Source organism: Streptomyces sp. NPDC031670 (assembly GCF_055580545.1).
Genome location: NZ_JBVILC010000036.1, coordinates 14,155 through 37,055 on the forward strand (window position 1 = coordinate 14,155; position 22,901 = coordinate 37,055).

23 protein-coding genes and 7 tRNA genes are annotated in these 22,901 nt (G+C 72.4%); 19 read left to right on the forward strand and 11 right to left on the reverse strand.

What is annotated here, in order from left to right; translation table 11 throughout:
* Window positions 1–42: 42 nt before the first annotated feature.
* From ACZ5ID_RS35445 to ACZ5ID_RS35455, 3 genes are all read left to right on the forward strand, one after another.
* Window positions 43–252, forward strand: a complete 210-nt coding sequence (locus ACZ5ID_RS35445; RefSeq protein WP_468906507.1) for a hypothetical protein — start codon at window positions 43–45, stop codon at window positions 250–252.
* A 499-nt stretch (window positions 253–751) separates the two neighbouring features.
* Window positions 752–1,813 carry a phosphotransferase family protein gene (locus tag ACZ5ID_RS35450; protein ID WP_468906510.1) on the forward strand — a complete coding sequence of 354 codons (1,062 nt, stop codon included), beginning with the start codon at window positions 752–754 and terminating at the stop codon, window positions 1,811–1,813.
* Window positions 1,814–1,859: 46 nt separating this feature from the next.
* Complete coding sequence (locus ACZ5ID_RS35455; RefSeq protein WP_468906513.1) at window positions 1,860–2,174, forward strand: TFIIB-type zinc ribbon-containing protein; 315 nt, start codon at window positions 1,860–1,862, stop codon at window positions 2,172–2,174.
* Between the two features lie 123 nt (window positions 2,175–2,297).
* On the opposite strand, the gene ACZ5ID_RS35460 is transcribed toward ACZ5ID_RS35455, so the two are convergent.
* From ACZ5ID_RS35460 to ACZ5ID_RS35480, 5 genes are all read right to left on the reverse strand, one after another.
* A tRNA-Val gene (locus ACZ5ID_RS35460) sits at window positions 2,298–2,369 on the reverse strand.
* Window positions 2,370–2,425: 56 nt separating this feature from the next.
* Window positions 2,426–2,497: transfer RNA gene (locus tag ACZ5ID_RS35465), tRNA-Val, on the reverse strand.
* Window positions 2,498–2,523: 26 nt separating this feature from the next.
* Window positions 2,524–2,595, reverse strand: a tRNA-Val gene (locus tag ACZ5ID_RS35470).
* 1 nt (window position 2,596) lies between these two features.
* A tRNA-Cys gene (locus ACZ5ID_RS35475) sits at window positions 2,597–2,670 on the reverse strand.
* Between the two features lie 39 nt (window positions 2,671–2,709).
* Window positions 2,710–2,782: transfer RNA gene (locus tag ACZ5ID_RS35480), tRNA-Gly, on the reverse strand.
* A 200-nt stretch (window positions 2,783–2,982) separates the two neighbouring features.
* Between ACZ5ID_RS35480 and ACZ5ID_RS35485 the strand changes: the two genes are divergently transcribed.
* The 3 genes from ACZ5ID_RS35485 to ACZ5ID_RS35495 all read left to right on the forward strand — a co-directional run bounded on the left by ACZ5ID_RS35485 (window position 2,983) and on the right by ACZ5ID_RS35495 (window position 5,759).
* The gene (locus ACZ5ID_RS35485; protein WP_468906516.1) at window positions 2,983–4,029 is read left to right on the forward strand and encodes a chorismate-binding protein; all 1,047 of its coding nucleotides are present in this window, start codon (window positions 2,983–2,985) and stop codon (window positions 4,027–4,029) included.
* Window positions 4,030–4,851 (forward strand): aminotransferase class IV, encoded by an 822-nt coding sequence (locus ACZ5ID_RS35490; RefSeq protein WP_468906518.1) that lies wholly within the window; start codon window positions 4,030–4,032, stop codon window positions 4,849–4,851.
* 71 nt (window positions 4,852–4,922) lie between these two features.
* A complete protein-coding gene (locus ACZ5ID_RS35495; RefSeq protein WP_468906520.1) occupies window positions 4,923–5,759 on the forward strand; it encodes a GNAT family N-acetyltransferase in 837 nt (278 codons plus the stop codon).
* Between the two features lie 16 nt (window positions 5,760–5,775).
* Here ACZ5ID_RS35495 and ACZ5ID_RS35500 read toward each other — a convergent pair whose 3' ends face one another.
* Window positions 5,776–6,294, reverse strand: a complete 519-nt coding sequence (locus ACZ5ID_RS35500; RefSeq protein WP_468906523.1) for a DsbA family protein — start codon at window positions 6,292–6,294, stop codon at window positions 5,776–5,778.
* A 155-nt stretch (window positions 6,295–6,449) separates the two neighbouring features.
* Between ACZ5ID_RS35500 and ACZ5ID_RS35505 the strand changes: the two genes are divergently transcribed.
* Both ACZ5ID_RS35505 and ACZ5ID_RS35510 read left to right on the forward strand, forming a co-directional pair.
* The gene (locus ACZ5ID_RS35505; protein ID WP_468906526.1) at window positions 6,450–6,896 is read left to right on the forward strand and encodes a hypothetical protein; all 447 of its coding nucleotides are present in this window, start codon (window positions 6,450–6,452) and stop codon (window positions 6,894–6,896) included.
* A 384-nt stretch (window positions 6,897–7,280) separates the two neighbouring features.
* The gene (locus tag ACZ5ID_RS35510; RefSeq protein ID WP_406552790.1) at window positions 7,281–7,460 is read left to right on the forward strand and encodes a hypothetical protein; all 180 of its coding nucleotides are present in this window, start codon (window positions 7,281–7,283) and stop codon (window positions 7,458–7,460) included.
* 28 nt (window positions 7,461–7,488) lie between these two features.
* On the opposite strand, the gene ACZ5ID_RS35515 is transcribed toward ACZ5ID_RS35510, so the two are convergent.
* Both ACZ5ID_RS35515 and ACZ5ID_RS35520 read right to left on the reverse strand, forming a co-directional pair.
* The gene (locus ACZ5ID_RS35515) at window positions 7,489–8,046 is read right to left on the reverse strand and encodes a CGNR zinc finger domain-containing protein (RefSeq protein WP_468906529.1); all 558 of its coding nucleotides are present in this window, start codon (window positions 8,044–8,046) and stop codon (window positions 7,489–7,491) included.
* A 208-nt stretch (window positions 8,047–8,254) separates the two neighbouring features.
* The gene (locus tag ACZ5ID_RS35520; protein ID WP_003987206.1) at window positions 8,255–8,668 is read right to left on the reverse strand and encodes an SsgA family sporulation/cell division regulator; all 414 of its coding nucleotides are present in this window, start codon (window positions 8,666–8,668) and stop codon (window positions 8,255–8,257) included.
* Between the two features lie 189 nt (window positions 8,669–8,857).
* Here ACZ5ID_RS35520 and ACZ5ID_RS35525 point away from each other — a divergent pair, with 189 nt between their 5' ends.
* The 4 genes from ACZ5ID_RS35525 to ACZ5ID_RS35540 all read left to right on the forward strand — a co-directional run bounded on the left by ACZ5ID_RS35525 (window position 8,858) and on the right by ACZ5ID_RS35540 (window position 10,093).
* Window positions 8,858–9,268 (forward strand): TIGR02611 family protein, encoded by a 411-nt coding sequence (locus tag ACZ5ID_RS35525; protein WP_406552788.1) that lies wholly within the window; start codon window positions 8,858–8,860, stop codon window positions 9,266–9,268.
* A 64-nt stretch (window positions 9,269–9,332) separates the two neighbouring features.
* Window positions 9,333–9,404, forward strand: a tRNA-Val gene (locus ACZ5ID_RS35530).
* A 107-nt stretch (window positions 9,405–9,511) separates the two neighbouring features.
* Window positions 9,512–9,982 carry an SRPBCC family protein gene (locus ACZ5ID_RS35535; protein WP_468906533.1) on the forward strand — a complete coding sequence of 157 codons (471 nt, stop codon included), beginning with the start codon at window positions 9,512–9,514 and terminating at the stop codon, window positions 9,980–9,982.
* A gap of 39 nt (window positions 9,983–10,021) precedes the next feature.
* Window positions 10,022–10,093 (forward strand) — tRNA-Val (locus tag ACZ5ID_RS35540).
* A 114-nt stretch (window positions 10,094–10,207) separates the two neighbouring features.
* Here the strand turns inward: ACZ5ID_RS35540 and ACZ5ID_RS35545 are convergent.
* Window positions 10,208–10,933 carry a 3'-5' exonuclease gene (locus tag ACZ5ID_RS35545; protein ID WP_406552786.1) on the reverse strand — a complete coding sequence of 242 codons (726 nt, stop codon included), beginning with the start codon at window positions 10,931–10,933 and terminating at the stop codon, window positions 10,208–10,210.
* Window positions 10,934–11,072: 139 nt separating this feature from the next.
* Here ACZ5ID_RS35545 and ACZ5ID_RS35550 point away from each other — a divergent pair, with 139 nt between their 5' ends.
* The 4 genes from ACZ5ID_RS35550 to ACZ5ID_RS35565 all read left to right on the forward strand — a co-directional run bounded on the left by ACZ5ID_RS35550 (window position 11,073) and on the right by ACZ5ID_RS35565 (window position 15,584).
* Window positions 11,073–11,639 (forward strand): DUF4365 domain-containing protein, encoded by a 567-nt coding sequence (locus ACZ5ID_RS35550; protein ID WP_468906536.1) that lies wholly within the window; start codon window positions 11,073–11,075, stop codon window positions 11,637–11,639.
* Complete coding sequence (locus ACZ5ID_RS35555) at window positions 11,639–12,835, forward strand: serine/threonine-protein kinase (RefSeq protein WP_468906540.1); 1,197 nt, start codon at window positions 11,639–11,641, stop codon at window positions 12,833–12,835. Before ACZ5ID_RS35550 ends, ACZ5ID_RS35555 begins: the two co-directional genes overlap by 1 nt.
* A 132-nt stretch (window positions 12,836–12,967) precedes the next feature.
* Window positions 12,968–14,944 carry a threonine--tRNA ligase gene (thrS, locus tag ACZ5ID_RS35560; RefSeq protein WP_406552783.1) on the forward strand — a complete coding sequence of 659 codons (1,977 nt, stop codon included), beginning with the start codon at window positions 12,968–12,970 and terminating at the stop codon, window positions 14,942–14,944.
* A gap of 79 nt (window positions 14,945–15,023) precedes the next feature.
* Entirely contained in the window at window positions 15,024–15,584 is a 561-nt protein-coding gene (locus ACZ5ID_RS35565; protein WP_468906543.1) for an HIT family protein, read from the forward strand.
* A gap of 3 nt (window positions 15,585–15,587) precedes the next feature.
* Here the strand turns inward: ACZ5ID_RS35565 and ACZ5ID_RS35570 are convergent, their stop codons facing one another.
* Window positions 15,588–17,243 (reverse strand): hypothetical protein, encoded by a 1,656-nt coding sequence (locus ACZ5ID_RS35570; protein ID WP_468906546.1) that lies wholly within the window; start codon window positions 17,241–17,243, stop codon window positions 15,588–15,590.
* Window positions 17,244–17,427: 184 nt separating this feature from the next.
* Window positions 17,428–19,635, reverse strand: a complete 2,208-nt coding sequence (locus tag ACZ5ID_RS35575) for an elongation factor G-like protein EF-G2 (RefSeq protein WP_468906549.1) — start codon at window positions 19,633–19,635, stop codon at window positions 17,428–17,430.
* Window positions 19,636–19,916: 281 nt separating this feature from the next.
* Here ACZ5ID_RS35575 and pgsA point away from each other — a divergent pair, with 281 nt between their 5' ends.
* Genes pgsA through ACZ5ID_RS35590 form a run of 3 tightly spaced genes read left to right on the forward strand, consistent with a single transcriptional unit; the run spans window position 19,917 to window position 22,623 of the window.
* The gene (gene pgsA / locus ACZ5ID_RS35580) at window positions 19,917–20,570 is read left to right on the forward strand and encodes a phosphatidylinositol phosphate synthase (RefSeq protein ID WP_406552779.1); all 654 of its coding nucleotides are present in this window, start codon (window positions 19,917–19,919) and stop codon (window positions 20,568–20,570) included.
* The gene (locus ACZ5ID_RS35585) at window positions 20,570–21,466 is read left to right on the forward strand and encodes a phosphatidylinositol mannoside acyltransferase (protein ID WP_468906552.1); all 897 of its coding nucleotides are present in this window, start codon (window positions 20,570–20,572) and stop codon (window positions 21,464–21,466) included. Before pgsA ends, ACZ5ID_RS35585 begins: the two co-directional genes overlap by 1 nt.
* Window positions 21,463–22,623: a glycosyltransferase family 4 protein gene (locus ACZ5ID_RS35590; RefSeq protein ID WP_468906554.1), complete on the forward strand. Its 1,161-nt coding sequence runs from the start codon at window positions 21,463–21,465 to the stop codon at window positions 22,621–22,623. Before ACZ5ID_RS35585 ends, ACZ5ID_RS35590 begins: the two co-directional genes overlap by 4 nt.
* Window positions 22,624–22,901 lie beyond the last annotated feature (278 nt).

Sequence of the window (22,901 nt, forward strand, 5' to 3'; positions counted from 1 at the left end):
AGGTCAAACGCCCGCCGCTGCCAATTCGACAGGAGAGGGACCATGGCGGACACGGCAACGCGGACGGTCTTCCGCACGCGAGGACGCAGGGCTGACGCCTCGGCGTCCGGCGCCCGCCGGTCCGGTCCGCGCCACCCCTTGGTGGCGACGGCCATGGCCCTTCCCCTGGCGGCCCTGCTGACAGTCGTCTTCGGCGGCTGGGACGCGGTGGTCACACAAGCGTCGTCCGTGGGCGTGATGCTGGGGCGCTGAGCGGCGCCCCGGACCCGGTAGAGCGGACCGGGTCGGGGACATCCGGCCATTTCAGCCCCGTGGGGACGGGGGTGCGGCGGACGGCAGAAAAAGGCGTTGCCCGACCGGCTGGGGAGCCGATCGGGCAACGCCTTTTCGTACGCCCCCTACAGCCGACCCCGGCCCTACGCCCCGGACGCCCCCAACCCCCCCCCGGAGGGGCGCGGGGAACTGCGCGAGCACCCCCCACGACCCGCACCGGACCACCAACCTCCCAGGGGCCGCGCCAATATCCCGGGCGCCCCCAACCCCCCAGGGGCGCGGGGAACTGCGCGAGCACCCCCCACGACCCGCACCGGACCACCAACCTCCCAGAGGCCGCGCCAACGTCCCGGGCACCCCCAACCCCCAGGGGCGCGGGGAACTGCGCGAGCACCCCCCACCCACCCGCACCAGACCCCCGGGCCCAACCCCCCCGTACCCTCACCCGTACAAGCCCCCACCCCCGGAGCCCCGCCCCATGCCCCCCTCCCTCCTCGCCACCCTGGCCGAAGCCGCCCGCAAGGCCGCGCACGCCACCGAGCCCGACCGCCCGTGCGACGCGTGTGACGCGTATGACGCTCGCGGCGCGGACACGGCACGCGAGAGCGGGGCAGCGGCACCCGAAGACCCCCGCCCCGACGTCCTCGCCCACCGCCCCGACGGCACAGTCGTCCGGCACGGCCCCGTCGTAGCCAAAGCGCATGCCCCTGACACGGATCGGACCGCGCTAGGGGTCCGGCTGGCCGTCGCCGCCCACCCCCTCCTGCACGGCGTGCTCCTCCCGCCCCTCGGGACCCCGGCCCCGCCCCCGGCCCCGCCCGCCACCGTCCCCGGCACCCTCGGCCCAGACGGCACCCCCGTCACCCTCTGGCCCCACGGCACCCCCGTCGACCCGGCCGACCCCGACAGCGCCCCCTGGGCCGGGGCCGGGCGGCTCCTGGCGAGGCTGCACCGGGTGGCTGCCGCCGCGCTGCCCGGACCGCTGCCCGCCATGCGGGGCCCCCTCAAGGCCGCCCGGGCCGTGGCGCGGATGCGGGCCGCCGGGGTCCGGGACGCGGCGGGGGACGCCGTGCTGCGGGCCTGGAGCCAACTTCCCGCGTGGGCCGGGGACGAGGCCCCCCACCCCGGCCCCGCCCGGCTCTGCCACGGCGACCTCCACCTCGGCCAGCTCGTGCGCCACCCGGCCGGCACCGGCGACTGGCTGCTCATCGACGTGGACGACCTGGGACTGGGCGCACCGGCCTGGGACCTGGCGCGCCCCGCCGCCTGGTACGCGGCGGGCCTGCTCGACCCCGCCGACTGGGCCCGCTTCCTCGCCGCGTACCGGGAGGCGGGCGGCCCCGCCGTCCCCGCGGCGGGCGATCCATGGCCGCAACTCGACGTGCCCGCCCGCGCCCTGACCGTACAGACGGCGGCCCTGGCCCTCGCCAAGTGCGCCCGTGAGCGGCGCGCGCCGGACGAGGCGGAGCTGATCATGATCGAGAGCTGTGCCCGCGTCGCGGCACTCCCGCCCGAGCCACCGGGAGGCGGCCCGACGTAGGGTGCTGCTTGCCCATCGGAAGTAACGGCGAGGAGTTGAGCCGGTCATGCAGTGTCCCAAGTGCCACGCGCCCATGCACACGTACAACCGCAACGGTGTCCAGATCGAGCAGTGCAGCGGTTGCCGGGGGATCTTCCTCGACTACGGGGAGCTGGAGTCGCTGACCCGGCTGGAGTCGCAGTGGGTGCAGCAGGCCCCGCCCGCCCCGCAGGCCTACCCCGCGCCCCCGGCCCCGCAGGGCTACCCGGCCCAGGCCCCGCACGCCCCGGCCTGGGGCGCCCCGCAGCACGGCGGCGGCCACGGCGGTCACTACGGCCACAAGCGCCACAAGGGCTTCGGGCACATGCTCTTCTCGTCCTGACTGGTCGAGCCGACCGTCGAGCCGACCGTCGAGCCCGACCGTCGACCCGGCCCGTCGTCCTGGCCCGCCCGCGGTCGCACGACGAAGCCCCCGGCCTTCGAGAAGGCCGGGGGCTCCGGGCTGTGCGCGATACTGGGATTGAACCAGTGACCTCTTCCGTGTCAGGGAAGCGCTCTCCCGCTGAGCTAATCGCGCGGGATCGGTCAGAACCATACAGGACGGCTGCGGACCGGGTCGTACTGCCTACTGCGTGCGCGATACTGGGATTGAACCAGTGACCTCTTCCGTGTCAGGGAAGCGCTCTCCCGCTGAGCTAATCGCGCGGGTACAGATCTTCGAGAAGATCCAGTGGACGATACTGGGATTGAACCAGTGACCTCTTCCGTGTCAGGGAAGCGCTCTCCCGCTGAGCTAATCGTCCTTGGAGGTGGAGACGGGATTTGAACCCGTGTAGACGGCTTTGCAGGCCGTTGCCTCGCCTCTCGGCCACTCCACCAGGAGTGAGAGCAGGGGTTCGGGAAGATCCCCCACATCGAGCGGACGACGAGATTCGAACTCGCGACCCTCACCTTGGCAAGGTGATGCTCTACCAACTGAGCCACGTCCGCTTGTCGTTTCCGTTCCGCTTGCGCGTCCCGGCGACGTGTTGAACTCTAGCGGATTCCCGGGCCAGTACAAAAACGCGTTTGTGCAGCGTGCTGCGGTGTGCCCGCCCCGCACCCGCCCCCGGGCCCGCCCCGCACCCGGTGTCGTCCCTGGTCCGCGCGGTCCGGGGCGGGCGCGCGGCGGCGCCCCTAGACTCACAACCGTGCATGACCTCGCTCCTCTGGCCCGTTTCGGCGGGCTCCTCGCCTCCGATCTCCGCGATGTGACCGCCGACCCGGAGGCGCTGGACTCCTCCGGCTTCTGGGCGGTCGCGGCCGACTTCGAGGGCCGGCTCGTCTGCGCCCGCTTCGCGGACGTACGGCCCGCCCCCGTGCCCGCCGCCGTCCCGGGCGCCTGGCGCGGGCCCGCCGCCGGTGACTGGACGTCCTCGCTCGACCGCGCCGCGTACACCGCGGGCGTACGCAGGATCCGTGAGCACATCGCGGCCGGCGAGGTCTACCAGGCCAACCTCTGCCGCGTCCTGAGCGCGCCGCTGCCCGACCCGGCCCGCGCCGACGTCGACGCGCTCACCGCCCTGCTCGCCCGGGGCAACCCGGCGCCCTACGCGGGAACGATCCGGCTGCCCGCGCACGGCGTGGAGATCGCCACCGCCTCGCCCGAGCTGTTCCTTCGGCGTACGGGACAGGTCGTCGAGTCCGGGCCCATCAAGGGGACCGGCCGCACGGCCGAGGACCTGCTGGAGAAGGACCACGCCGAGAACGTCATGATCGTCGACCTGGTCCGCAACGACCTGGGCCGGGTCTGCGCCACCGGCTCGGTCACCGTGCCCGAACTCTGCGCGGTCGAGCCGCACCCGGGCCTGGTCCACCTCGTCTCGACCGTCCGCGGCGAGCTGCGCGGGGGAGCGGGCTGGCAGGAGCTCCTGGACGCGGCCTTCCCGCCCGGGTCGGTGACGGGGGCGCCCAAGTCCAGCGCGCTGCGGATCATCGAGGCGCTGGAGACCGCCCCGCGCGGCCCCTACTGCGGCGGGATCGGCTGGGTCGACGCCGACCGGCGCCGGGGTGAGCTCGCCGTCGGTATACGCACTTTCTGGATCGACCGCCCGCACGGCGTCCTGCGCTTCGGCACCGGCGCGGGCATCACCTGGGGCTCGGACCCCGAGCGCGAGTGGGCGGAGACCGAGCTGAAGGCGGAGCGGCTCCTCGCGGTAGCGTCGGGCGCTCGTACGCCGAGTGGAAGGACCGCGTAGATGCAGATATGGGTGAACGGCGGACTGCGGGACGCCGACGCCGCACAGGTGTCCGTCCTGGACCACGGGATGACCGTGGGCGACGGCATCTTCGAGACGGTGAAGGCGCGGGAGGGCACGGTCTTCGCGCTCACCCGCCATCTCGCCCGGCTGACCCGCTCGGCCCGCGGCCTCGGGCTGCCCGACCCCGACCTGGACGAGGTCCGCCGCGCCTGCGCCGCCGTCCTGGAGGCCAACCCGGTCGCGCTCGGCCGGCTGCGGATCACCTACACCGGCGGCCTCTCGCCGCTCGGCTCCGACCGCGGCGACGCGGGCCCCACCCTGGTGGTGGCCCTCGGCGAGAGCACCCGGCGCCCCGACACCACCGCCGTGATCACCGTCCCGTGGACGCGCAACGAGCGCAGCGCCGTCGCCGGCCTCAAGACCACCTCGTACGCCGAGAACGTCGTCGCGCTGGCCCGCGCCCATGAGCGGGGCGCGAGCGAGGCGCTCTTCGGCAACACCGTCGGCGCGCTCTGCGAGGGGACCGGATCCAACGTCTTCGTCGTCGTCGACGGACAGCTGCACACCCCGCCGCTCGCCTCCGGCTGCCTCGCCGGGATCACCCGCGAGCTGGTCGTGGAGTGGACCGGCGCCCAGGAGACCGACCTGCCCCTGACGGTGCTGGAGAGCGCCGAGGAGGTCTTCCTGACCTCCACGCTCCGGGACGTCCAGGCAGTGTGCCGGGTCGACGGCCGGGAGCTGACGGGCACCCCGGGCCCGGTCACCGCCAAGGCGATGCGTGTCTTCGACGAGCGGGCCGCCTCCGACCTGGACCCGTAACGGCCCCCCGGGAGCCCCGCATCCCGACAAATCCGGTGACGGACGGCGGCCCGGCAGGTACAACGGCCTTGATGACCACCACCATCCGGCCGACCGGGCCGCTCCAGCAGGGCGCCGACGGCGCCGCCTTCCGTACGTACGACATCTGCGTCAACAGCAGACGCGTCGGGACGATCACCCTCGCCACCGATCCCGCGTTCGGCCCCGCCATGGGGGTGATCAGCGAGCTGCGGGTCGCCGAGCCCGACCGGGGCCGCGGCCGGGGGACCGTCGCGGTGCTCGCCGCCGAGGAGGTGCTGCGCGGCTGGGGCTGCACCCAGGTGCGCGCCGCGGTGCCCGCGGACGCCGTGGCGGCCCTGCGGCTGGCCGAGGCGCTCGGCTACACCGAGCGCAGCCGCGTCCTGGCCAAGCCGCTGCCCGCCGAGCCGCCCGCCCTGCCCGACTCGGTCACGGGGCGGCCGATGACCCGGGCCGAGTTCACCGTCTGGCACCACGACGAGCAGGAGAACTACGCCCGGAGCTGGATCGCCCGGGGCGTCCCGGCCGACCAGGCCCGCGCCAAGGCCGAGGCCGACCACCGCGCACTGCTCCCCGACGGCCTGGCGACGCCCGGCGTCCATCTGGAGGTGCTGGTCAGCGGCGACGCCGTGGTCGGGCACGTCTGGGTGGCCCGGCGGCGGCCGGACGACGGGCCGGGCGCCTATGTGTACGACGTGGCCGTCGCCGAGGAGCACCGGGGCCGGGGCCACGGCCGGTCCCTGATGCTGCTGGCCGAGCGGGCGGCGCTGGCCGACGGGCTGTCCACGCTGGCCCTGCACGTCTTCACCGACAACATCCCGGCCCTGCGGCTGTACGAGTCGCTGGGGTACCGGCCGGTCGAGTACAACCGCGCCAAGGCGCTCCTCTGAGGGACGGCCGGGTCACTCAGGCGTCCAGCAGCCGGTCCGCGATCTCCTGGATACGGGCGCGCAGGCCTTCCTGGCTCTTGCCGCCGTCCAGACGCTCGCCGTCGATGACGTACGTGGGGGTGCCGGTGACGCCGATCGCCTTGCCCTCGGCCTGGTCGGCGTCGACGATCAGCAGATGCCGGCCGTCGATGAGGGCGGTGTCGAACTCCTCGGCGTCCAGGCCGAGTTCCCGCGCGGTGTCCAGCAGAACGCGCTCGCCCCGCTCGCCGAGCTCCCCGGTGCGGGCGAGGACGGCCTCCACGTACGGCCACCCCCGGCCCTGCTCGAACGCCTCCTCGGCGGCCTGGGCGGCGGCGTAGGCGTGCTTGTGCTTCTCCAGCGGGAAGTGCCGCAGCCGGATGTCGAGCCGGTCGCCGTACTGGGCCCGCAGGGCGCGGACGTCGTCGAGGGCGGCGTGGCAGTCGGGGCACTGGAGCTCGCACCACACGTCGAGGACGACGGGGGCGGAGCCGGTTTCGGGGGTGGTCTCGCTCATGAGGCCAGTCTTCCAGCCCCGCCCGAGGGGCCCCAACCGGGACCTGGGGAGGATCCGCCCCGGAGATCTCCCTGATGTCCCGGCGCACCGTGGCCCGGACGGCCCGCCGCGGTGCAGGATGGAAGGGCCACACCCCCCATGTCTGGAGGAACCGGATGCTTGCCGAGACCGTCTGCTCCGCCGCGTCCGCCGCCGGACTGGGCATCGCCGCCGTCACGGCGTACCGCAAGCGCTTCCTGTCGGCCACCCGGATCGCCGCCTACGCGCTGGTGCCCGTGGCCCTGGTCATGACCGGTGTCGTGGGCTGGGTGTCCGGCATCGTCTTCAAGCCGACGGTCTGGGCGGGCTTCGGTCTGCTCGGCATCGCCTGGATGCTCTTCTCCGTCACCCGGTTCGCCGAGCGGCGCTCCGAGGGCGGCACCCGCAAGGAGCGCAGAGCCGCCGCGGCGGCCCGGGGCGAGGCGGTCGCCCCGGGGGCCTCCGCGCCCTCCCTGGGCGCCGGGCGCGGCTCCGCGCCCCGGCCCGCCGCCAAGGCGAAGGGCGCCTCGGGCGGGGAGGACTTCAGCGACATCGAGGCGATCCTGAAGAAGCACGGGATCTGAGCCCGGCGGCCCGCCCGCCGCGCGCGGAATCTGAAACGCCGTCGGAATCTGACGCTCCGTAATGTGCCGGGACCGGCATCGAGCGCGGAATTCCCATGGTCGCTCATTCCCTTATACGGAATTTCAGTTGGACTGAATTCCGGCCATGGTCCGGGAGCGCTCCCACAGGCGATTTGGGGACGGCATTCCGGGCCCCGCCGGGCCCGGTCGGCAATTCCCCGCCCGCGCGGGGGCGATGGGGGCGCGACGCGGGCGCCACGCGGACGGGCGCGGGCCGGGCCGGGTGGCGATGGAACACCTGCCCGTCAACATCGAAGTAACTCCCCCTCCGAGTGGGCGTGTTGGCGCACCGCGGTGCCCGCGCTGGTCCATCATCACCCCGAGATGCTGGACACTTCCCCGGGGCACGTCCCCGCGCCGCCCGAAGAACCGCACCCCGCGCCCCCGGCCGACGAGCCGCGCGGCTGCCTCTTCGCCCTTTCGCAGCCACCGTTGATGATCTTCCTCGGGGTGATCGGCTGTCTGCTGCTCATGGCGGCCGTGCACGACCTGTACCTCTTGTGACCGGCCGCGCGGAAGGGCGCCCGGGGTGTCAGCCCGCGGCTTCCTTGCGCCGGGCCCGGTAGGCGGCCACGTGCAGCCGGTTCCCGCAGGTGCGGCTGTCGCAGTAGCGGCGCGAACGGTTGCGCGACAGGTCGACGAAGGCCCGCCCGCAGTCCGGCGCCTCGCACCGGCGCAGCCGCTCCTGCTCGCCCGTCACCACGATGAAGGCCAGCGCCATCCCGCCGTCGGCGGCGAGGTGGTCGGCGATCGAGGCGCCCGGCGCGAAGTAGTGCACATGCCAGTCGTAGCCGTCGTGGTCGGTCAGCTGCGGCGTGGTGCCCGCCTCCGCCACGATCTCGTTGACCAGGCCGGCCGCCGCCCGGGCGTCCCCCGCCTCGAAGACGGCCGAGAAGCGGTCCCGTACCGTCCGCACACCGGCGAGGTCGCGCGCGGTGAGGCTGTCCACGCCGCTGACGTCGTGCTCCCGTGCGAAGCCGTACAGCGCCTCGACGTCGGCGAGGCGGTCCGGCGCCTCGCCCTCCGGCGCGGTGTTCACCAGATCGACCACCATGTCGAGGGCGATCCGGGTGTCGTGAGGGATCAGCACGATTCGCTCCCTGGCCTGCTGCGGGCCGGTGCCCGCCGATGCTGGCCGACTCTACTGGCTCCCGCGCGCGGCGCACCGGCGCCCGTCCCGCGAGGGTGTTCGCGGGACGGGCGCCGGTGAGATGCCTATGAGGTGGGCGTGCCTATGCGGGTGTCCGTGCGGCGCCGTCTCCCCGAGTCGGACGGCGCCGTGCGGCTCTCGGCCTGGCTCAGTTCTCCGCCAGGATGTGCGAGAGCTCCGTGTCGAGATCGAAGTGACGGTGCTCGGTGCCCGGTGGCACCGCGGCGTCGGTCCGCTTGAGGAACGACTCCAGCGCCCGCGCGGGGGCTTCGAGCAGGGCTTCTCCTTCCGGGGAGCTGAGGGCGATGCAGACGACGCCCTGACCGTGGCTGCGCGACGGCCAGACTCTGACGTCTCCGGTACCGGTGGGCCGGTGCAGGCCCTCGGCGAGGAGGTCGCGGGCGAACACCCACTCGACGGTCTCCTCGGCTCCGGTGTGGAAGGTGGCGTGCACGGCGTAGGGATCGGCCGTGTCATACCGCAGGCCCGCCGGTACAGGCAGTGAGGACTCGCTCGACACAACGAGGCGCAGGTGCAGCTCGCAGCTGACCGTGGTGTTCATAAGCGCCAGGGCCTTTCGCTCAGTGTGCGCTCGGGGATTCGCACGTCGGCGAAATCGACATGCCACCTACGGTGCCGTTGTAAACCCCTCTGGCCGTTTTGCGGGTGTTCAGGTAGCTCGTACGGCGGAGTATTACTTTGGGTTATGCGGCCATTCTGGTGAGCGTCCGCGTCGGGTAGGTTGGAGTGCATGAATACGGGGAGTGACGAGCAGGCCGGGGCGCCCGAGGCGGCGCTGGGATCGCGGGCACCCGCCTTCATCAAGGCGTCCAGGACGCTCCACCTGAGCTGGCAAGTCGGCGTCTTCGTGGTCGGCCTCGCGGTGGTCGTCGCGGGTGTCATCATGCTCCCGCTGCCCGGGCCGGGCTGGCTGGTGATCTTCGGCGGCATGGCGATCTGGGCGACCGAGTTCGTCTGGGCCCAGCTGGTGCTGCGCTGGACCAAGCGGAAGGTCACCGAGGCCGCCCAGCGGGCCCTCGACCCCAAGGTGCGGCGCCGGAACATCATCCTGACGACGGTCGCCCTGGTGATCGTGGCGGTGCTCGCCGGGACCTACCTCTGGAAGTTCGGCCTCGTCATGCCGTGGAAGATCAACGACTGACGGGCGGACCCCGCCACCCTGGTCAAACGCCCCGCTGACATGCGGTAATGTTTGCGGTGCGCCCGGGCGATTAGCTCAGTGGGAGAGCGCTTCGTTCACACCGAAGAGGTCACTGGTTCGAACCCAGTATCGCCCACCCGGACCGAAGGCCCGGAGATCCGCACGGATCTCCGGGCCTTCGGCGTTCCGGGAACCCGCGCCCCGGACCGGTGTACTTTCCGCTCCCCGGCGCAGACTTCCCCCATGAGGCCGACGACCGCGCGCTGGAGCCACTACCGGTTCCGCAGTGTCTGGCACCTGCCCGCCCCGCCCGCCACCGTCTTCGCGGTCCTGGCGCGCGTCGAGGAGTACCCCCGCTGGTGGCCGCAGGTCCGCGAGGTCACCACCGCCGAGGGCGGCGACGGCCGCGCGGGCACCGCCCGGTTCCGCTCCATGCTCCCGTACGACCTGGTGGTCACCGCCCGCGAACGGCGCCGCGACGAGGCGGCCGGCGTCCTGGAGGTCGCCATGGACGGCGACCTGGACGGCTGGGCCCGCTGGACGCTCAGCGCGCGGGGCGGCGGCACGCGTGCGCTGTACGAGCAGGAGGTCGAGGTGCGCAAGCCGCTGATGCGGCGCCTCGCGCTCCCGGGGCGGCCGGTCTTCCTCGCCAACCACGCCCTGATGATGCGGTCCGGACGGCGGGGGCTGACGGCCCTGCTGAGCGGAGTTTGAACCCGGGCCGTCCGGGCCTGTATGGTTCAGTCCGTTCCCGGGCGATTAGCTCAGTGGGAGAGCGCTTCGTTCACACCGAAGAGGTCACTGGTTCGAACCCAGTATCGCCCACCGGGAGAAGGCCGGTCCGTCATCGACGGACCGGCCTTCTGCTTGTACCGGGGGTCGTGGCGGCGGGTCATGGCGAAGGGTTGCGGTGGCGGGCCGTGCCGCCGGGACCGCCGCTCAGGCCGCGGCCGGGAGCTCGGGCCGCATCGGCCACGCCGGGTCCACCGCCTCCGGCGTCCCGTTGCGCGTGAACCACGCCTGGAGGCCCCGCGCCTGGGCCGCGTGCCAGCCCGTCTGGAGGGTGTGGATCTCCGCCGGGGTCAGCCGTTCCAGCCGCGCCGCGAACCGCCGCCCCACCGCCCGTACGACCTCCAGCGCGGCCAGCGCGTCCGCCGCCGCGTCGTGGGCGCCCTCCAGCACCACCCCGTAGTGCTCGCACAGATCGGACAGGGTGCGCCGGCCCTTGCGGTACCGGTCCAGATGCTTGTCCAGGACCCGCGGATCGAGCACCCGCAGCGGCGCCCCGTCCAGATAGCGCGCCAGCGACGAGGCGCGGTGCCGCCTCAACTCCCGGTCCAGCAGCGTCAGATCGAACGGCGCGTTCATCACCACCAGCGGCCGGCCCGCCGCGCACTCCTCGGACAGCGCCCTGGCCACCTCCTCCATCACCGGCGCGGGCCACCGCCCGTTCAACTGGAGGTGCTCGTCGGTGAGCCCGTGCACGGCGGTCGCGGCGGCCGGCACCGGTATGCCCGGATTCACCAGCCAGCGCGTCGACCGCGGGCGTGAACCCGGTCCGTCCTGCACCACCAGGGCGGCCGAGACCAGCCGGTCCCGCTCGACGTCCACACCCGTCGTCTCGGTGTCGAAAGCGGCCAGGGGGCCTTCATACCAGCACGTCATGGTTCAACTCCCTTTGCACCCTTGGCAGATGGCGTGCGTCCCCTGCCCGATTCCGTGATACCCGGGCTGTTTGCGGCGTACGCCCATCGGCAACAACACAGGTGACGGGCCCGCGAGTTGACGGAAGGCGTACGACGGCATGGCGATCGCGCAGCCCGAGCCGAGCGGGCTCCTGTCCGGGGCGACCGGACCGCCGCGCGGCTCACTCGCCACCACCGCCTGCATGGAGACCCTCCAGGTGGGCTACCTCCACGCGGTGGCCGCCGCCGCCGGCTGCTCGCTCTCACAACCCTTTCCGGACAACGGAATCGACTGGCACGTGAGCCACAGCGCCCCCGGCCACACCGTCGACGACGAAGTCACGATCAAGGTGCAGCTCAAGTGCACGTACCAGATCCCCCCGCACCCCCCGGGCGGTGCCTTCTCCTTCACCCTCGACAACGAGCACCTGGTGAAGCTGGCCCGCACCCCCGTGTCGGTGCACAAGATCCTGGTCGTGATGCTCGTGCCCAGAAGCCGGGACGAGTGGCTGCGCGCGGGCCACGACCGGCTCGCGCTGCGGCACTGCTGCTACTGGACCAACCTGGCCGGCCACGCGGTGACCGGACGGCGCAGGACCACAGTGCGGATACCGACCTCGCGGATCTTCGACGATCGCGCGCTCTGCGAGATCATGACCCGGGTCGGGGTGGGAGGGAGGCCCTGATGCGACTGTCGAGCGGGGAGTCCGGCGGCCCCGAGGCCGTCGGACCGGTCCCGGCGCAGGTGGACCCGGCGGTGCTCGGCGTGCTGCTGCGCCGCCACGGCTGGCAGCGGCGCGGCGGCGCGGCGGGACGGTACGCGCGCTGGACCCCGCCCTCGGGCGCCGGTCCGGGCACCAGTCTGCTGGTGCCGGAGAGCCGCGCGTACCCCGACAGCGAGGACCTGATCGGCGAGGCGCTCACCGCGCTGGCCCGCTCGGCCGAGCCCTCCGCGCGCGAGGTGCTCGTCTCGCTCGCCGTGCCCAGCGACGAGGTCCGCTGGTGGCGCGGCACCCCGCCGGGCCCCTCCGGCGCCGCCCCCTGGAGCGAACAGGAGCGGCTGCGCGGCGCCGCGCACGGCATGCTCCTGGCCGCGGCCCTCGCCGTGCGCGGCCGGGCCGGGTACTACGGCGCCCGCCACCGGCGGCAGGCACTCGCCGCCCTGGAGGGCGTCCTGGTGGGCCAGGCGCCCGGTGGACGGCTCACCGCGTTCGTCCCCGTGGAACAGGCCCGCCCGGTCGTCGTCCGGCTGTACGAGGCGCTGTACGCGGTCCGCGAGGCCATCGACTACCGCCGGACCACCGGCGGTATGGAGGCCTTCGACGCGGCCGTCGGCGCCGGCGCCAGCCGCGAGCTCACCGAGGCCGTCGTCGCCCTGGTCGCGGGCTCGGAGGGCGTCCGCGTCGCCCTGGAGTGGGCCCCTGCGGCGGGCGTCCCGGCCGGCTGCGCGCCCCGCCCCGAACCCGTCGAGTTCTCGCCCGGCGACCTGCCCGCGCTGCGCGAGGCCGGTGTGCGCTACCTCCGGGACGAGCCCGCGCTGCCGGTCCGGGTCACCGGCGCGGTGGTCCGGCTGCGGCGCTCGGGTCCGCGCGGCCCGGGGACCGTACGGCTGCGGGTGCTGGCGGGCGCGGAGATCCCGTACGTACGGATGGAGCTGGACGAGGAGGCCTACCGGATCGCCGGCCACGCCCACCTCGTCGGCCTGCCGATCCGGGTGGCGGGCCGGCTGGAGAGCCGGGGCGGCTTCCGCAGGCTCGCGGGGGCGACCGGCGTGGCCCCGGTCCAGGTGGACGACGCCGAGCGGGACCGGCTGATGAAGTCGATCCAGGGGACCATGGAGAGCATGGCCTTCTTCGAGGAGGCGTGCGCGGGGGAGGAGTGAGACCGGGGCGCCCGCCGCCCGGGGCGGGGCGCGGGGCCGCGTGAACTGTTTCGCGGGGGAGGCCACCGGCTCGGTAGGATTCCCTCGCGTACGCGGTACGAGCGTGCGTACCCCTTCAGTCAGGAGAGACCGGTGTCAGACGTCCGTGTGATCATCCAACGCGATTCCGAGCGGGAAGAGCGCGTGGTGACGACGGGCACTACGGCTGCCGAGCTCTTCGCCGGTGAGCGCACCATCGTGGCGGCCCGCGTGGCCGGTGAGCTGAAGGACCTCGCCCACGTGGTGAAGGACGGCGAGGAGGTCGAGCCCGTCGAGATCTCCTCCGAGGACGGCCTGAACATCCTGCGCCACTCCACCGCCCATGTGATGGCCCAGGCCGTCCAGGAGCTCTTCCCCGAGGCCAAGCTGGGCATCGGCCCGCCGGTCCGGGACGGCTTCTACTACGACTTCGACGTCGAGCGGCCCTTCACCCCCGAGGACCTGAAGGCCATCGAGAAGAAGATGCAGGAGATCCAGAAGCGGGGGCAGCGCTTCGCGCGCCGCGTCGTCACCGACGAGGCCGCCCGCGAGGAGCTCGCGGACGAGCCCTACAAGCTGGAGCTCATCGGCATCAAGGGCTCGGCCTCGTCCGACGACGGCGCGGACGTCGAGGTGGGCGGCGGCGAGCTGACCATCTACGACAACCTCGACGCCAAGACCGGCGAGCTGTGCTGGAAGGACCTCTGCCGCGGCCCGCACCTGCCGACCACCCGGAACATCCCGGCGTTCAAGCTGATGCGCAACGCCGCCGCGTACTGGCGGGGCAGCGAGAAGAACCCGATGCTCCAGCGCATCTACGGCACCGCCTGGCCCTCCAAGGACGAGCTGAAGGCGCACCTCGACTTCCTCGCCGAGGCCGAGAAGCGCGACCACCGCAAGCTCGGCGCCGAGCTCGACCTGTTCTCCATCCCGGAGCAGATCGGCTCCGGCCTCGCCGTCTTCCACCCCAAGGGCGGCATCATCCGCCGGGTCATGGAGGACTACAGCCGCAAGCGGCACGAGGAGGAGGGCTACGAGTTCGTCTACACCCCGCACGCGACCAAGGGGAAGCTCTTCGAGCAGTCGGGCCACCTGGACTGGTACGCCGACGGCATGTACCCGCCCATGCAGCTCGACGAGGGCGTGGACTACTACCTCAAGCCCATGAACTGCCCCATGCACAACCTGATCTTCGACGCGCGGGGCCGGTCCTACCGTGAGCTGCCGCTGCGCCTGTTCGAGTTCGGGACGGTGTACCGGTACGAGAAGTCGGGCGTCGTGCACGGTCTGACCCGGGCCCGCGGCTTCACCCAGGACGACGCGCACATCTACTGCACCAGGGAGCAGATGGCGGAGGAGCTCGACAAGACGCTCACCTTCGTCCTGAACCTGCTGCGCGACTACGGTCTGACCGACTTCTACCTGGAGCTGTCGACCAAGGACCCGGAGAAGTTCGTCGGCTCGGACGAGGTCTGGGAGGAGGCCACCGAGACCCTGCGGCAGGTGGCCGAGAAGCAGGGCCTCCCGCTGGTCCCGGACCCGGGCGGTGCCGCGTTCTACGGCCCGAAGATCTCCGTGCAGTGCAAGGACGCCATCGGCCGCACCTGGCAGATGTCGACCGTGCAGCTCGACTTCAACCTGCCGGAGCGCTTCGACCTGGAGTACACCGGCCCGGACGGCTCCAAGCAGCGCCCCGTCATGATCCACCGCGCGCTGTTCGGCTCGATCGAGCGCTTCTTCGCGGTGCTCCTGGAGCACTACGCGGGCGTCATGCCGCCGTGGCTGGCCCCGGTCCAGGCGGTGGGCATCCCGATCGGCGACGCCCACATCCCGTACCTCCAGGAGTTCGCCGCCGCGGCGAAGAAGAAGGGCCTGCGGGTCGAGGTGGACGCGTCCTCGGACCGGATGCAGAAGAAGATCCGCAACCACCAGAAGGCCAAGGTCCCGTTCATGGTCATCGCGGGTGACGAGGACATGGCCGCCGGTGCCGTCTCGTTCCGCTACCGCGACGGGTCGCAGGAGAACGGCATCCCGGTCGACGAGGCCATCGCCAAGCTCCTCAAGGTCGTCGAGGAGCGGGCGCAGGTCTGACGCGCCCCACCAGCTCGACGCGGCCCCCGGGAAGCCCTGCTCCCCGGGGGCCGCTCCTCGTCCCGCCCGGTGAAGTCATATGCTGCACAGCATGACGAGTGAGCCGGAACAGCAGATCGGAGTGGGTGTCCAGGACGCCTTCCAGCGCCTGTGGACCCCCCACCGGATGGCGTACATCCAGGGTGAGAACAAGCCGACCGGCCCGGACGCCGGCGACGGCTGCCCGTTCTGCTCGATCCCGGCCAAGTCGGACGAGGACGGGCTCGTCGTCGCCCGCGGCGAGCACGTGTACGCGGTGCTCAACCTCTACCCGTACAACGGCGGCCACCTCATGGTCGTGCCCTACCGGCACGTGGCCGACTACACCGGTCTGGACGCCGATGAGACGCTGGAGCTCGCCGAGCTCACCAAGCAGGCCATGACCGCGCTGCGGACCGCCTCGGGGGCGCACGGCTTCAACATCGGCATGAACCAGGGCTCGGTCGCGGGCGCCGGTATCGCCGCCCATCTGCACCAGCACATCGTGCCCCGCTGGGGCGGCGACACCAACTTCATGCCGGTCGTCGGCCACACCAAGATCCTGCCCCAACTCCTGGGCGACACCCGCGAGATGCTCGCGCGGGCCTGGCCCAGGAGCTGACGCTCAGGCGTCGTACAGATCGGCCTTGCGCGGGGCCGGGTCCTGCACCATGCCGCTCAGGATCATCGAGCGGTTGGTGAAGCGCTCGGTGTCCACGCCGTTCTCGTCCAGTACCTTCATCGCGGCGGCGTGCACCACGCGCAGCACCGGCGTGGCCGCCCGCATCGCGTCGTCGGCCATGAAGCGGTGGCGCCAGGGCTTGTCGGCCCAGGCGTGCCGCAGACCGAACGGCTCCGGCAGCACCAGCTTGCCCCCGAGGTGGTCGAGGAGCGGCGGGTACCAGGTGAGCGGGGCGCGGGCGGCGAGGCGGACGACCTCGCGCGGCTCGACCAGCGGAAGCTGTATCTCCTTCTTCTCCCAGAACTTGAAGGTCTTGTCGACCGACTTGGTCTTGGGGCTGGGCTTGGTGGTGAACAGGGCGTGCACCGGGCCCAGGGCATGGCCGGTGACCTCGATGCGCAGGGTCTCGTGGAGCACGGTCACCGTGATCATCATGGTGATCACCAGCTGGCCGTCCCAGAGGGTGAACTGCACACCCAGGTAGTGGCGGTTGCCGCTGGAGAACTGCTGCTCGTTGCAGATCCGCTGGACCTCGTGCTGACGGACCTGGAAGCTGTCGACGTCCTGGCCGGTGGGCCGGGCGACCTCCTTGGCGTTCTCCCCGACGGGGGAGACCACCCAGTTGGTGACCGAGGGCCGGGGGAAGCCGCCGGTGTGCAGGGGGCCGCGTTCGAGGAGCTGGAGGCGGTCCTGGATGGACCTGATGACGTCCCAGCTGCGGAAGCCGTGGATCTCCTTGCCGGGTTCCTTGGGGACGAGCTCCTCGGCCAGCTGCCAGCTGCCCCAGCGGGTGCCCATGCCGAGTATCCCCTTGGGACCGGCGTAGAAGACCGCGTTGCTCTGCTGTTCGGCGGTGAGCTTGGCCAGGCTCTGGCGCAGCCGCTCGGCGGCGGTCTCGTGCGGGTTCTTCGGTACCGCCTCGGGGATCTTGGCGCCGACGCCGCCCCCGGCGAGCAGGCCGTTCCAGCGGGCGCGCAGGTCCTTGGCGGTGGTCTCGCAGATCTGCTTGGCCCAGAACCAGCCGAGGACGGGCATCACCAGCATGGCGCGCAGATAGATCGCGAGGAAACCGCCGAAGGGCAGTTTGACCAGGGCGATCACCGCGAGCACGGCGAAGGCCAGCAGGAGCAGGTTGCCGAGGGCTCCGACGCGGCGGTCCTTGGCCCCGGCGAGGGTGCGGCGCAGCTGGAAGAGGCCGAGCCAGAGCAGCAGTCCGGGCAGGAAGAGCACGCCGAAGACGCCGGTGACGAGGGTGAGCTTGGTGTCGCGCTCCTTGCGGATCCGGATCGCGGCGAGGCAGTGCTCGACGACGGTCTGGGGCTCGGTGCCGAAGGACTGGATGAGCGCGTTGCGGGTGGCACCGAGCATGCGGGACTGCACGGCGCGCGAGAAGGCCTCACCGAGGTTGGGTTCGAAGAGCGAGAGCCGGGGCTTGGTGACGACCGACTCGTGCCACTCGTTGTTGGCCTTGAGTATGTCGGTGACCGGGCTGTCGCGGTAGGCGGCCGAGGCGAGCGCCTGGGTCGCGGCCGTCTGGCCCGCCGAGCCCTGGAGCGGGACCTGGGCCCCGGGTGAGAAGTCGAATGGTTGGTCCGCCACTACCGCCCCCATCGCCGCACATCGTCGCTCTGCGGCCTCTTCCCGACTGCCGTTCCCCGCACACCTGCTGAGCAGGGACCCAGCGTATCGGGGTCCGCGCCCCAGCGACACGGGACGTCGGAATGCCGTCCGCCGCACGGGGGTTGGGCGGGCGGCGCTTCCGACGAGCCATCAGTTTCCGTGTCTAACCGGTCTTTTCCATCGATTCCCGGAGCTTCTCCGCCAGCTGCGGCGGCATCGGCTCGTGCCTCGCGTAGCCGCGGTCGAACCGGCCGGTGCCGTGCGAGACGGAGCGCAGGTCGATCGCGTACCGCCCGATCTCGATCTCGGGCACCTCGGCCCGGACCAGGGTGCGTCCGGGACCGGCCTGCTCGGTGCCGACGACGCGGCCCCGGCGGCCGGACAGATCGCTCATGACCGGGCCGACGTAGTCGTCGGGGACCAGCACCTTGAGCTCGGCGACGGGTTCGAGCAGATGGATGCGGGCGTCGGCGGCGGCCTCGCGCAGCGCGAGCGCCCCGGCGGTCTGGAAGGCGGCGTCGGAGGAGTCCACCGAGTGCGCCTTGCCGTCCAGGAGCGTGATCCGTACGTCGACGAGCGGATAGCCGGCGGCCACGCCCCGGGCCGCCTGGGTGCGTACGCCCTTCTCGACGGAGGGGATGAACTGGCGCGGCACGGCCCCGCCCACCACCTTGTCGACGAACTCGATACCGGATCCGGGCGGCAGCGGTGCCACCTCGATCTCGCAGATCGCGTACTGGCCGTGGCCACCGGACTGCTTGACGTGGCGCCCGCGCCCGGTGGCGGTGTCGCCGAAGGTCTCGCGCAGGGAGACCTTGTGCGGGACGACGTCGACCTGGACGCCGTACCGGCTGCGCAGCCGCTCCAGCGCCACGTCCTTGTGGGCCTCGCCCAGGCACCACAGGACCAGCTGGTGGGTGTGCGGGTTCTGCTCCAGGCGCATGGTCGGGTCCTCGGCGACGAGCCGGGACAGGCCCTGCGAGAGCTTGTCCTCGTCGGCCTTGCTGTGGGCCTGGATGGCCAGCGGCAGCAGCGGGTCGGGCATGTCCCAGGGCGCCATCAGCAGCGGGTCGTCCTTGCCGGAGAGGGTGTCCCCGGTCTCGGCCCGGGTCAGCTTGGCCACGCACGCGATGTCCCCGGCGATGCAGGAGCTCAGCGTGCGCTGCTGTTTGCCGAAGGGGGAGGAGAGCGCGCCGATCCGCTCGTCGACCTCGTGGAGGGCATGGCCATCGGGGCCCCGGTCGGTCATCCCGTGTCCGCAGACGTGGACGGTCTCGTCGGGGCGGAGGGTGCCGGAGAAGACCCGGACCAGGCTGACACGGCCCACGTAGGGGTCGGACGAGGTCTTGATCACTTCGGCGGCCAGCGGGCCCTCGGGGGCGCAGAGCGGGGTGGGGCGCGCGGCGCCCTGCGGGGTGGTGACCTCGGGCGCGGTGCGCTCCAGCGGGGTCGGGAAGCCGCCGGTGACCAGCTCCAGGAGCTCCACGGTGCCGATGCCCTGGCGGGCACCCTCGGCGGCGGGCGCGGCGGCCAGGACGGGATGGAAGGTACCGCGCGCCACCGCCCGCTCCAGGTCGCCGATCAGCGTCTCGACGTCGATCTCCTCGCCGCCCAGATACCGGTCCATGAGGGTCTCGTCCTCGCTCTCGGCGATGATCCCCTCGATCAGCCGGTTGCGGGCCTCCTCGACCAGCGGGAGGTGCTCGGGGCCGGGCTCGGCCTCCTTGCGCTCGCCGGAGGCGTAGTCGTACACACGCTGCGAGAGGAGCCCGATCAGCCCGGTGACGGGAGCGTGCCCGTCCGGGCCCTCGGGGCCGTGCAGCGGCAGGTAGAGCGGCAGTACGGCGTCCGGGTCGTCGCCGCCGAACGCCTCGGCGCACACCCGGGTCATCTCGGTGAAGTCGGCGCGGGCCGCCTCCAGGTGGGTGACCACGATGGCCCGGGGCATGCCCACGGCCGCGCACTCCTCCCACACCATGCGGGTGGCGCCGTCCACGCCGTCCGAGGCGGAGACGACGAAAAGGGCCGCGTCCGCCGCTCGCAGACCGGCCCTGAGTTCTCCGACGAAGTCGGCGTATCCGGGGGTGTCCAGGATATTGATCTTGCAGCCGCCCCATTCCACGGGGACCAGCGAGAGCTGGACCGAGCGCTGCTGCCGGTGTTCGATCTCGTCGTAGTCGGAGACGGTCCCGCCGTCCTCGACCCGGCCCGCGCGGTTGACGGCCCCCGCCGTCAGCGCGAGCGCTTCCACCAATGTCGTCTTCCCGGATCCGCTGTGGCCGACCAGCACCACGTTCCGTACGGATGAGGGGTGGTCGGCCGTAGCTGCCCTGCCGGCGGCTCCGGGATGTGCACTCGCCTTGTCGCCCATGCCGTTCCTCCCGTATCGCTTCCGTTTCCTGCACGGTGAGGTGGTGAGAGGGCGCGGTCGCGCGGATTCCTCCCCCGGCCCCCGGCCAGGGAGAACCCCGGCGGAGGCGGCTTCGCGTGCCCGCGGTCTTTCCAGCGTTCCACTCCGGTCACGGTGCGTCCATACGTCGTACGGGAACGCGGGGGTGAGGGTGCGCGGCGGTGGAGGTGCGCGGGCCTGGCTACGATGGGCCAGCCGGTGGCCAGCAGGGCCGCGCGGCCACACCGACCGTCGGGAAGGCCATGCTGAACAAGTACGCGCGTGCATTCTTCACGCGTGTCCTCACGCCGTTCGCCGCGTTTCTGCTCCGCCGGGGGGTGAGCCCCGACGCCGTCACCCTGCTGGGCACGGCCGGAGTGATGGCGGGGGCGCTGGTCTTCTTCCCCCGCGGGGAGTTCTTCTGGGGCACGATCGTCATCACCCTGTTCGTCTTCTCCGACCTGGTCGACGGCAACATGGCCCGCCAGGCGGGGATCTCCAGCCGCTGGGGCGCGTTCCTCGACTCCACGCTGGACCGCGTCGCGGACGGGGCGATCTTCGGCGGCTTCGCCCTCTGGTACGCGGGCCGCGGCGACGACAACGTGCTGTGCGCGGTCGCGATCTTCTGCCTGGCCAGTGGCCAGGTCGTCTCGTACACCAAGGCGCGCGGCGAGTCGATCGGGCTGCCGGTCGCCGTCAACGGCCTGATCGAACGGGCGGAACGCCTGGTGATCTCGCTGGTCGCGGCGGGACTCGCGGGGCTGCACAAGTTCGGGGTGCCGGGCATCCAGATCCTGCTGCCGATCGCGCTGTGGATCGTGGCCGTGGGAAGCCTGATCACGCTGATCCAGCGGGTGGTGACGGTCCGTCGGGAGTCCGCGGAGGCGGACGCCGCCTCCGCGAGCGAGGCGGCCTGATGCGGGAACGGCTGACGGACACGCTCTACGGACTGGGCTGGGCCACCGTCAAGAAGCTCCCCGAGCCGGTCGCCACGGGCCTGGGCCGGCGGATCGCGGACACGGTGTGGAAGCGGCGCGGCAAGAACGTGCTGCGCCTGGAGTCCAACCTCGCGCGCGTGGTGCCCGACGCCTCCCCGCAGCGCCTGGCCGAGCTGTCGCGGGCCGGGATGCGCTCCTACATGCGGTACTGGATGGAGTCCTTCCGGCTGCCGGCCTGGAGCAAGGACCGGATGAAGACCGGCTTCGCGCCCCGGGACCTGCACCACCTCACCGACGGCCTCGCCGCCGGGCGGGGCGTGGTCCTGGCGCTGCCGCACATGGGCAACTACGACCTGGCGGGCGCCTGGGTCACCACCAAGCTCGAGACGCCGTTCACCACGGTCGCCGAGCGGCTCAAGCCCGAGACGCTGTACGACCGGTTCGTCGCCTACCGCGAGAGCCTGGGCATGGAGGTCCTGCCGCACACCGGCGGCGCGGCCTTCGGCACGCTGGCGAGGCGGCTGCGGGCGGGCGGCCTGGTCTGCCTGGTGGCCGACCGCGACCTGTCCGCCTCGGGCGTCGAGGTGAAGTTCTTCGGTGAGGCGGCGCGGATGCCCGCCGGCCCCGCGATGCTGGCCCAGCAGACGGGAGCGCTGCTGCTGCCCGTGACGCTCTGGTACGACGGGTCGCCCGTCATGCAGGGCAGGGTGCACCCGCCGATCGACGTGCCCGAGACGGGCACGCGCGCGGAGAAGACCTCCGTGATGACCCAGGCGCTGGCCGACGCCTTCGCCACCGGAATCGCCGAACACCCGGAGGACTGGCACATGCTGCAGCGGCTGTGGCTCGCCGACCTTGAGGAGCGCCGGGCGTGAGGATCGGCATCGTCTGCCCGTACTCCTGGGACGTACCCGGCGGAGTCCAGTTCCACATCAGGGACCTGGCAGAGCATCTGATCCGGCTCGGCCACGAGGTCTCCGTCCTCGCCCCCGCCGACGACGAGACGCCGCTGCCGCCGTACGTGGTCTCGGCGGGCCGGGCGGTCCCGGTCCCGTACAACGGCTCGGTGGCCAGGCTGAACTTCGGTTTCCTGTCGGCGGCCCGGGTACGGCGGTGGCTGCACGAGGGCACCTTCGACGTCATCCACATCCACGAGCCCGCCTCGCCCTCGCTGGGCCTGCTGAGCTGCTGGGCGGCGCAGGGCCCCATCGTGGCGACCTTCCACACCTCCAACCCGCGCTCGCGGGCGATGATCGCGGCCTACCCGATCCTCCAGCCCGCCCTGGAGAAGATCAGCGCGCGGATCGCGGTGAGCGAGTACGCGCGGCGCACGCTGGTCGAGCACCTCGGCGGCGACGCGGTCGTGATCCCCAACGGGGTCGACGTCGACTTCTTCGCCAAGGCCGAGCCCCGGCCCGAGTGGCAGGGCGACACCCTGGGCTTCATAGGCCGTATCGACGAGCCGAGGAAGGGCCTGCCGGTCCTGATCAGGGCGCTGCCGAGGATCCTCCGGGAACGCCCGGGGACCCGGCTGCTGGTGGCGGGGCGCGGCGACGAGCAGGAGGCGGTGGCGTCCCTGCCGCCGGAACTCCGCTCGCGCGTGGAGTTCCTGGGCATGGTCAGCGACGAGGACAAGGCGCGCTTTCTGAGCAGCGTCGACGTGTACGTGGCGCCCAACACCGGCGGCGAGAGCTTCGGCATCATCCTGGTCGAGGCGCTCTCGGCCGGGGCGGCGGTGCTGGCGAGCGACCTGGACGCGTTCGCGCAGGTCCTGGACCAGGGCAGCGCGGGCGAACTCTTCACCAACGAGGACGCGGACGCCCTGGCGACCTCGGCCCTGCGCCTCCTGGCCGACCCGGCCCGCCGGGCCGAACTGAGCGCCCGGGGCTCGGCCCATGTGCGCCGCTTCGACTGGTCGACGGTGGGGGCGGACATCCTGGCGGTGTACGAGACGGTGACGGACGGGGCGGCGTCGGTGGCGGCGGACGAACGTCCGGGGTTCATGGCACGGTTCGGCCTGGCGCGCGACTGACCACCGGGGGTTCGCCCCTCCCCGCCCGTTCCCTTAACCCTCCGGGGGCGGGTGGGGGTTGAGGCGGGCCCCCGGGGCCGAGCCCCGCAACCCCGCCGGGGCCTGCGACCCCTGCACCCTGCTCCCGGGGCTTTTTGTTCGTCTGCGGGCCGTGGTGGGGCACCCGCGCAGTTCCCCGCGGCCCTAAGACGGTGTCCTACATGGTCAGGTTGAGGAAGCGTTTGTAGCAGCAGATGGCTGCGGCGAGGCCAAGAAATGCCAGGTAGTTGGTGGGTTGG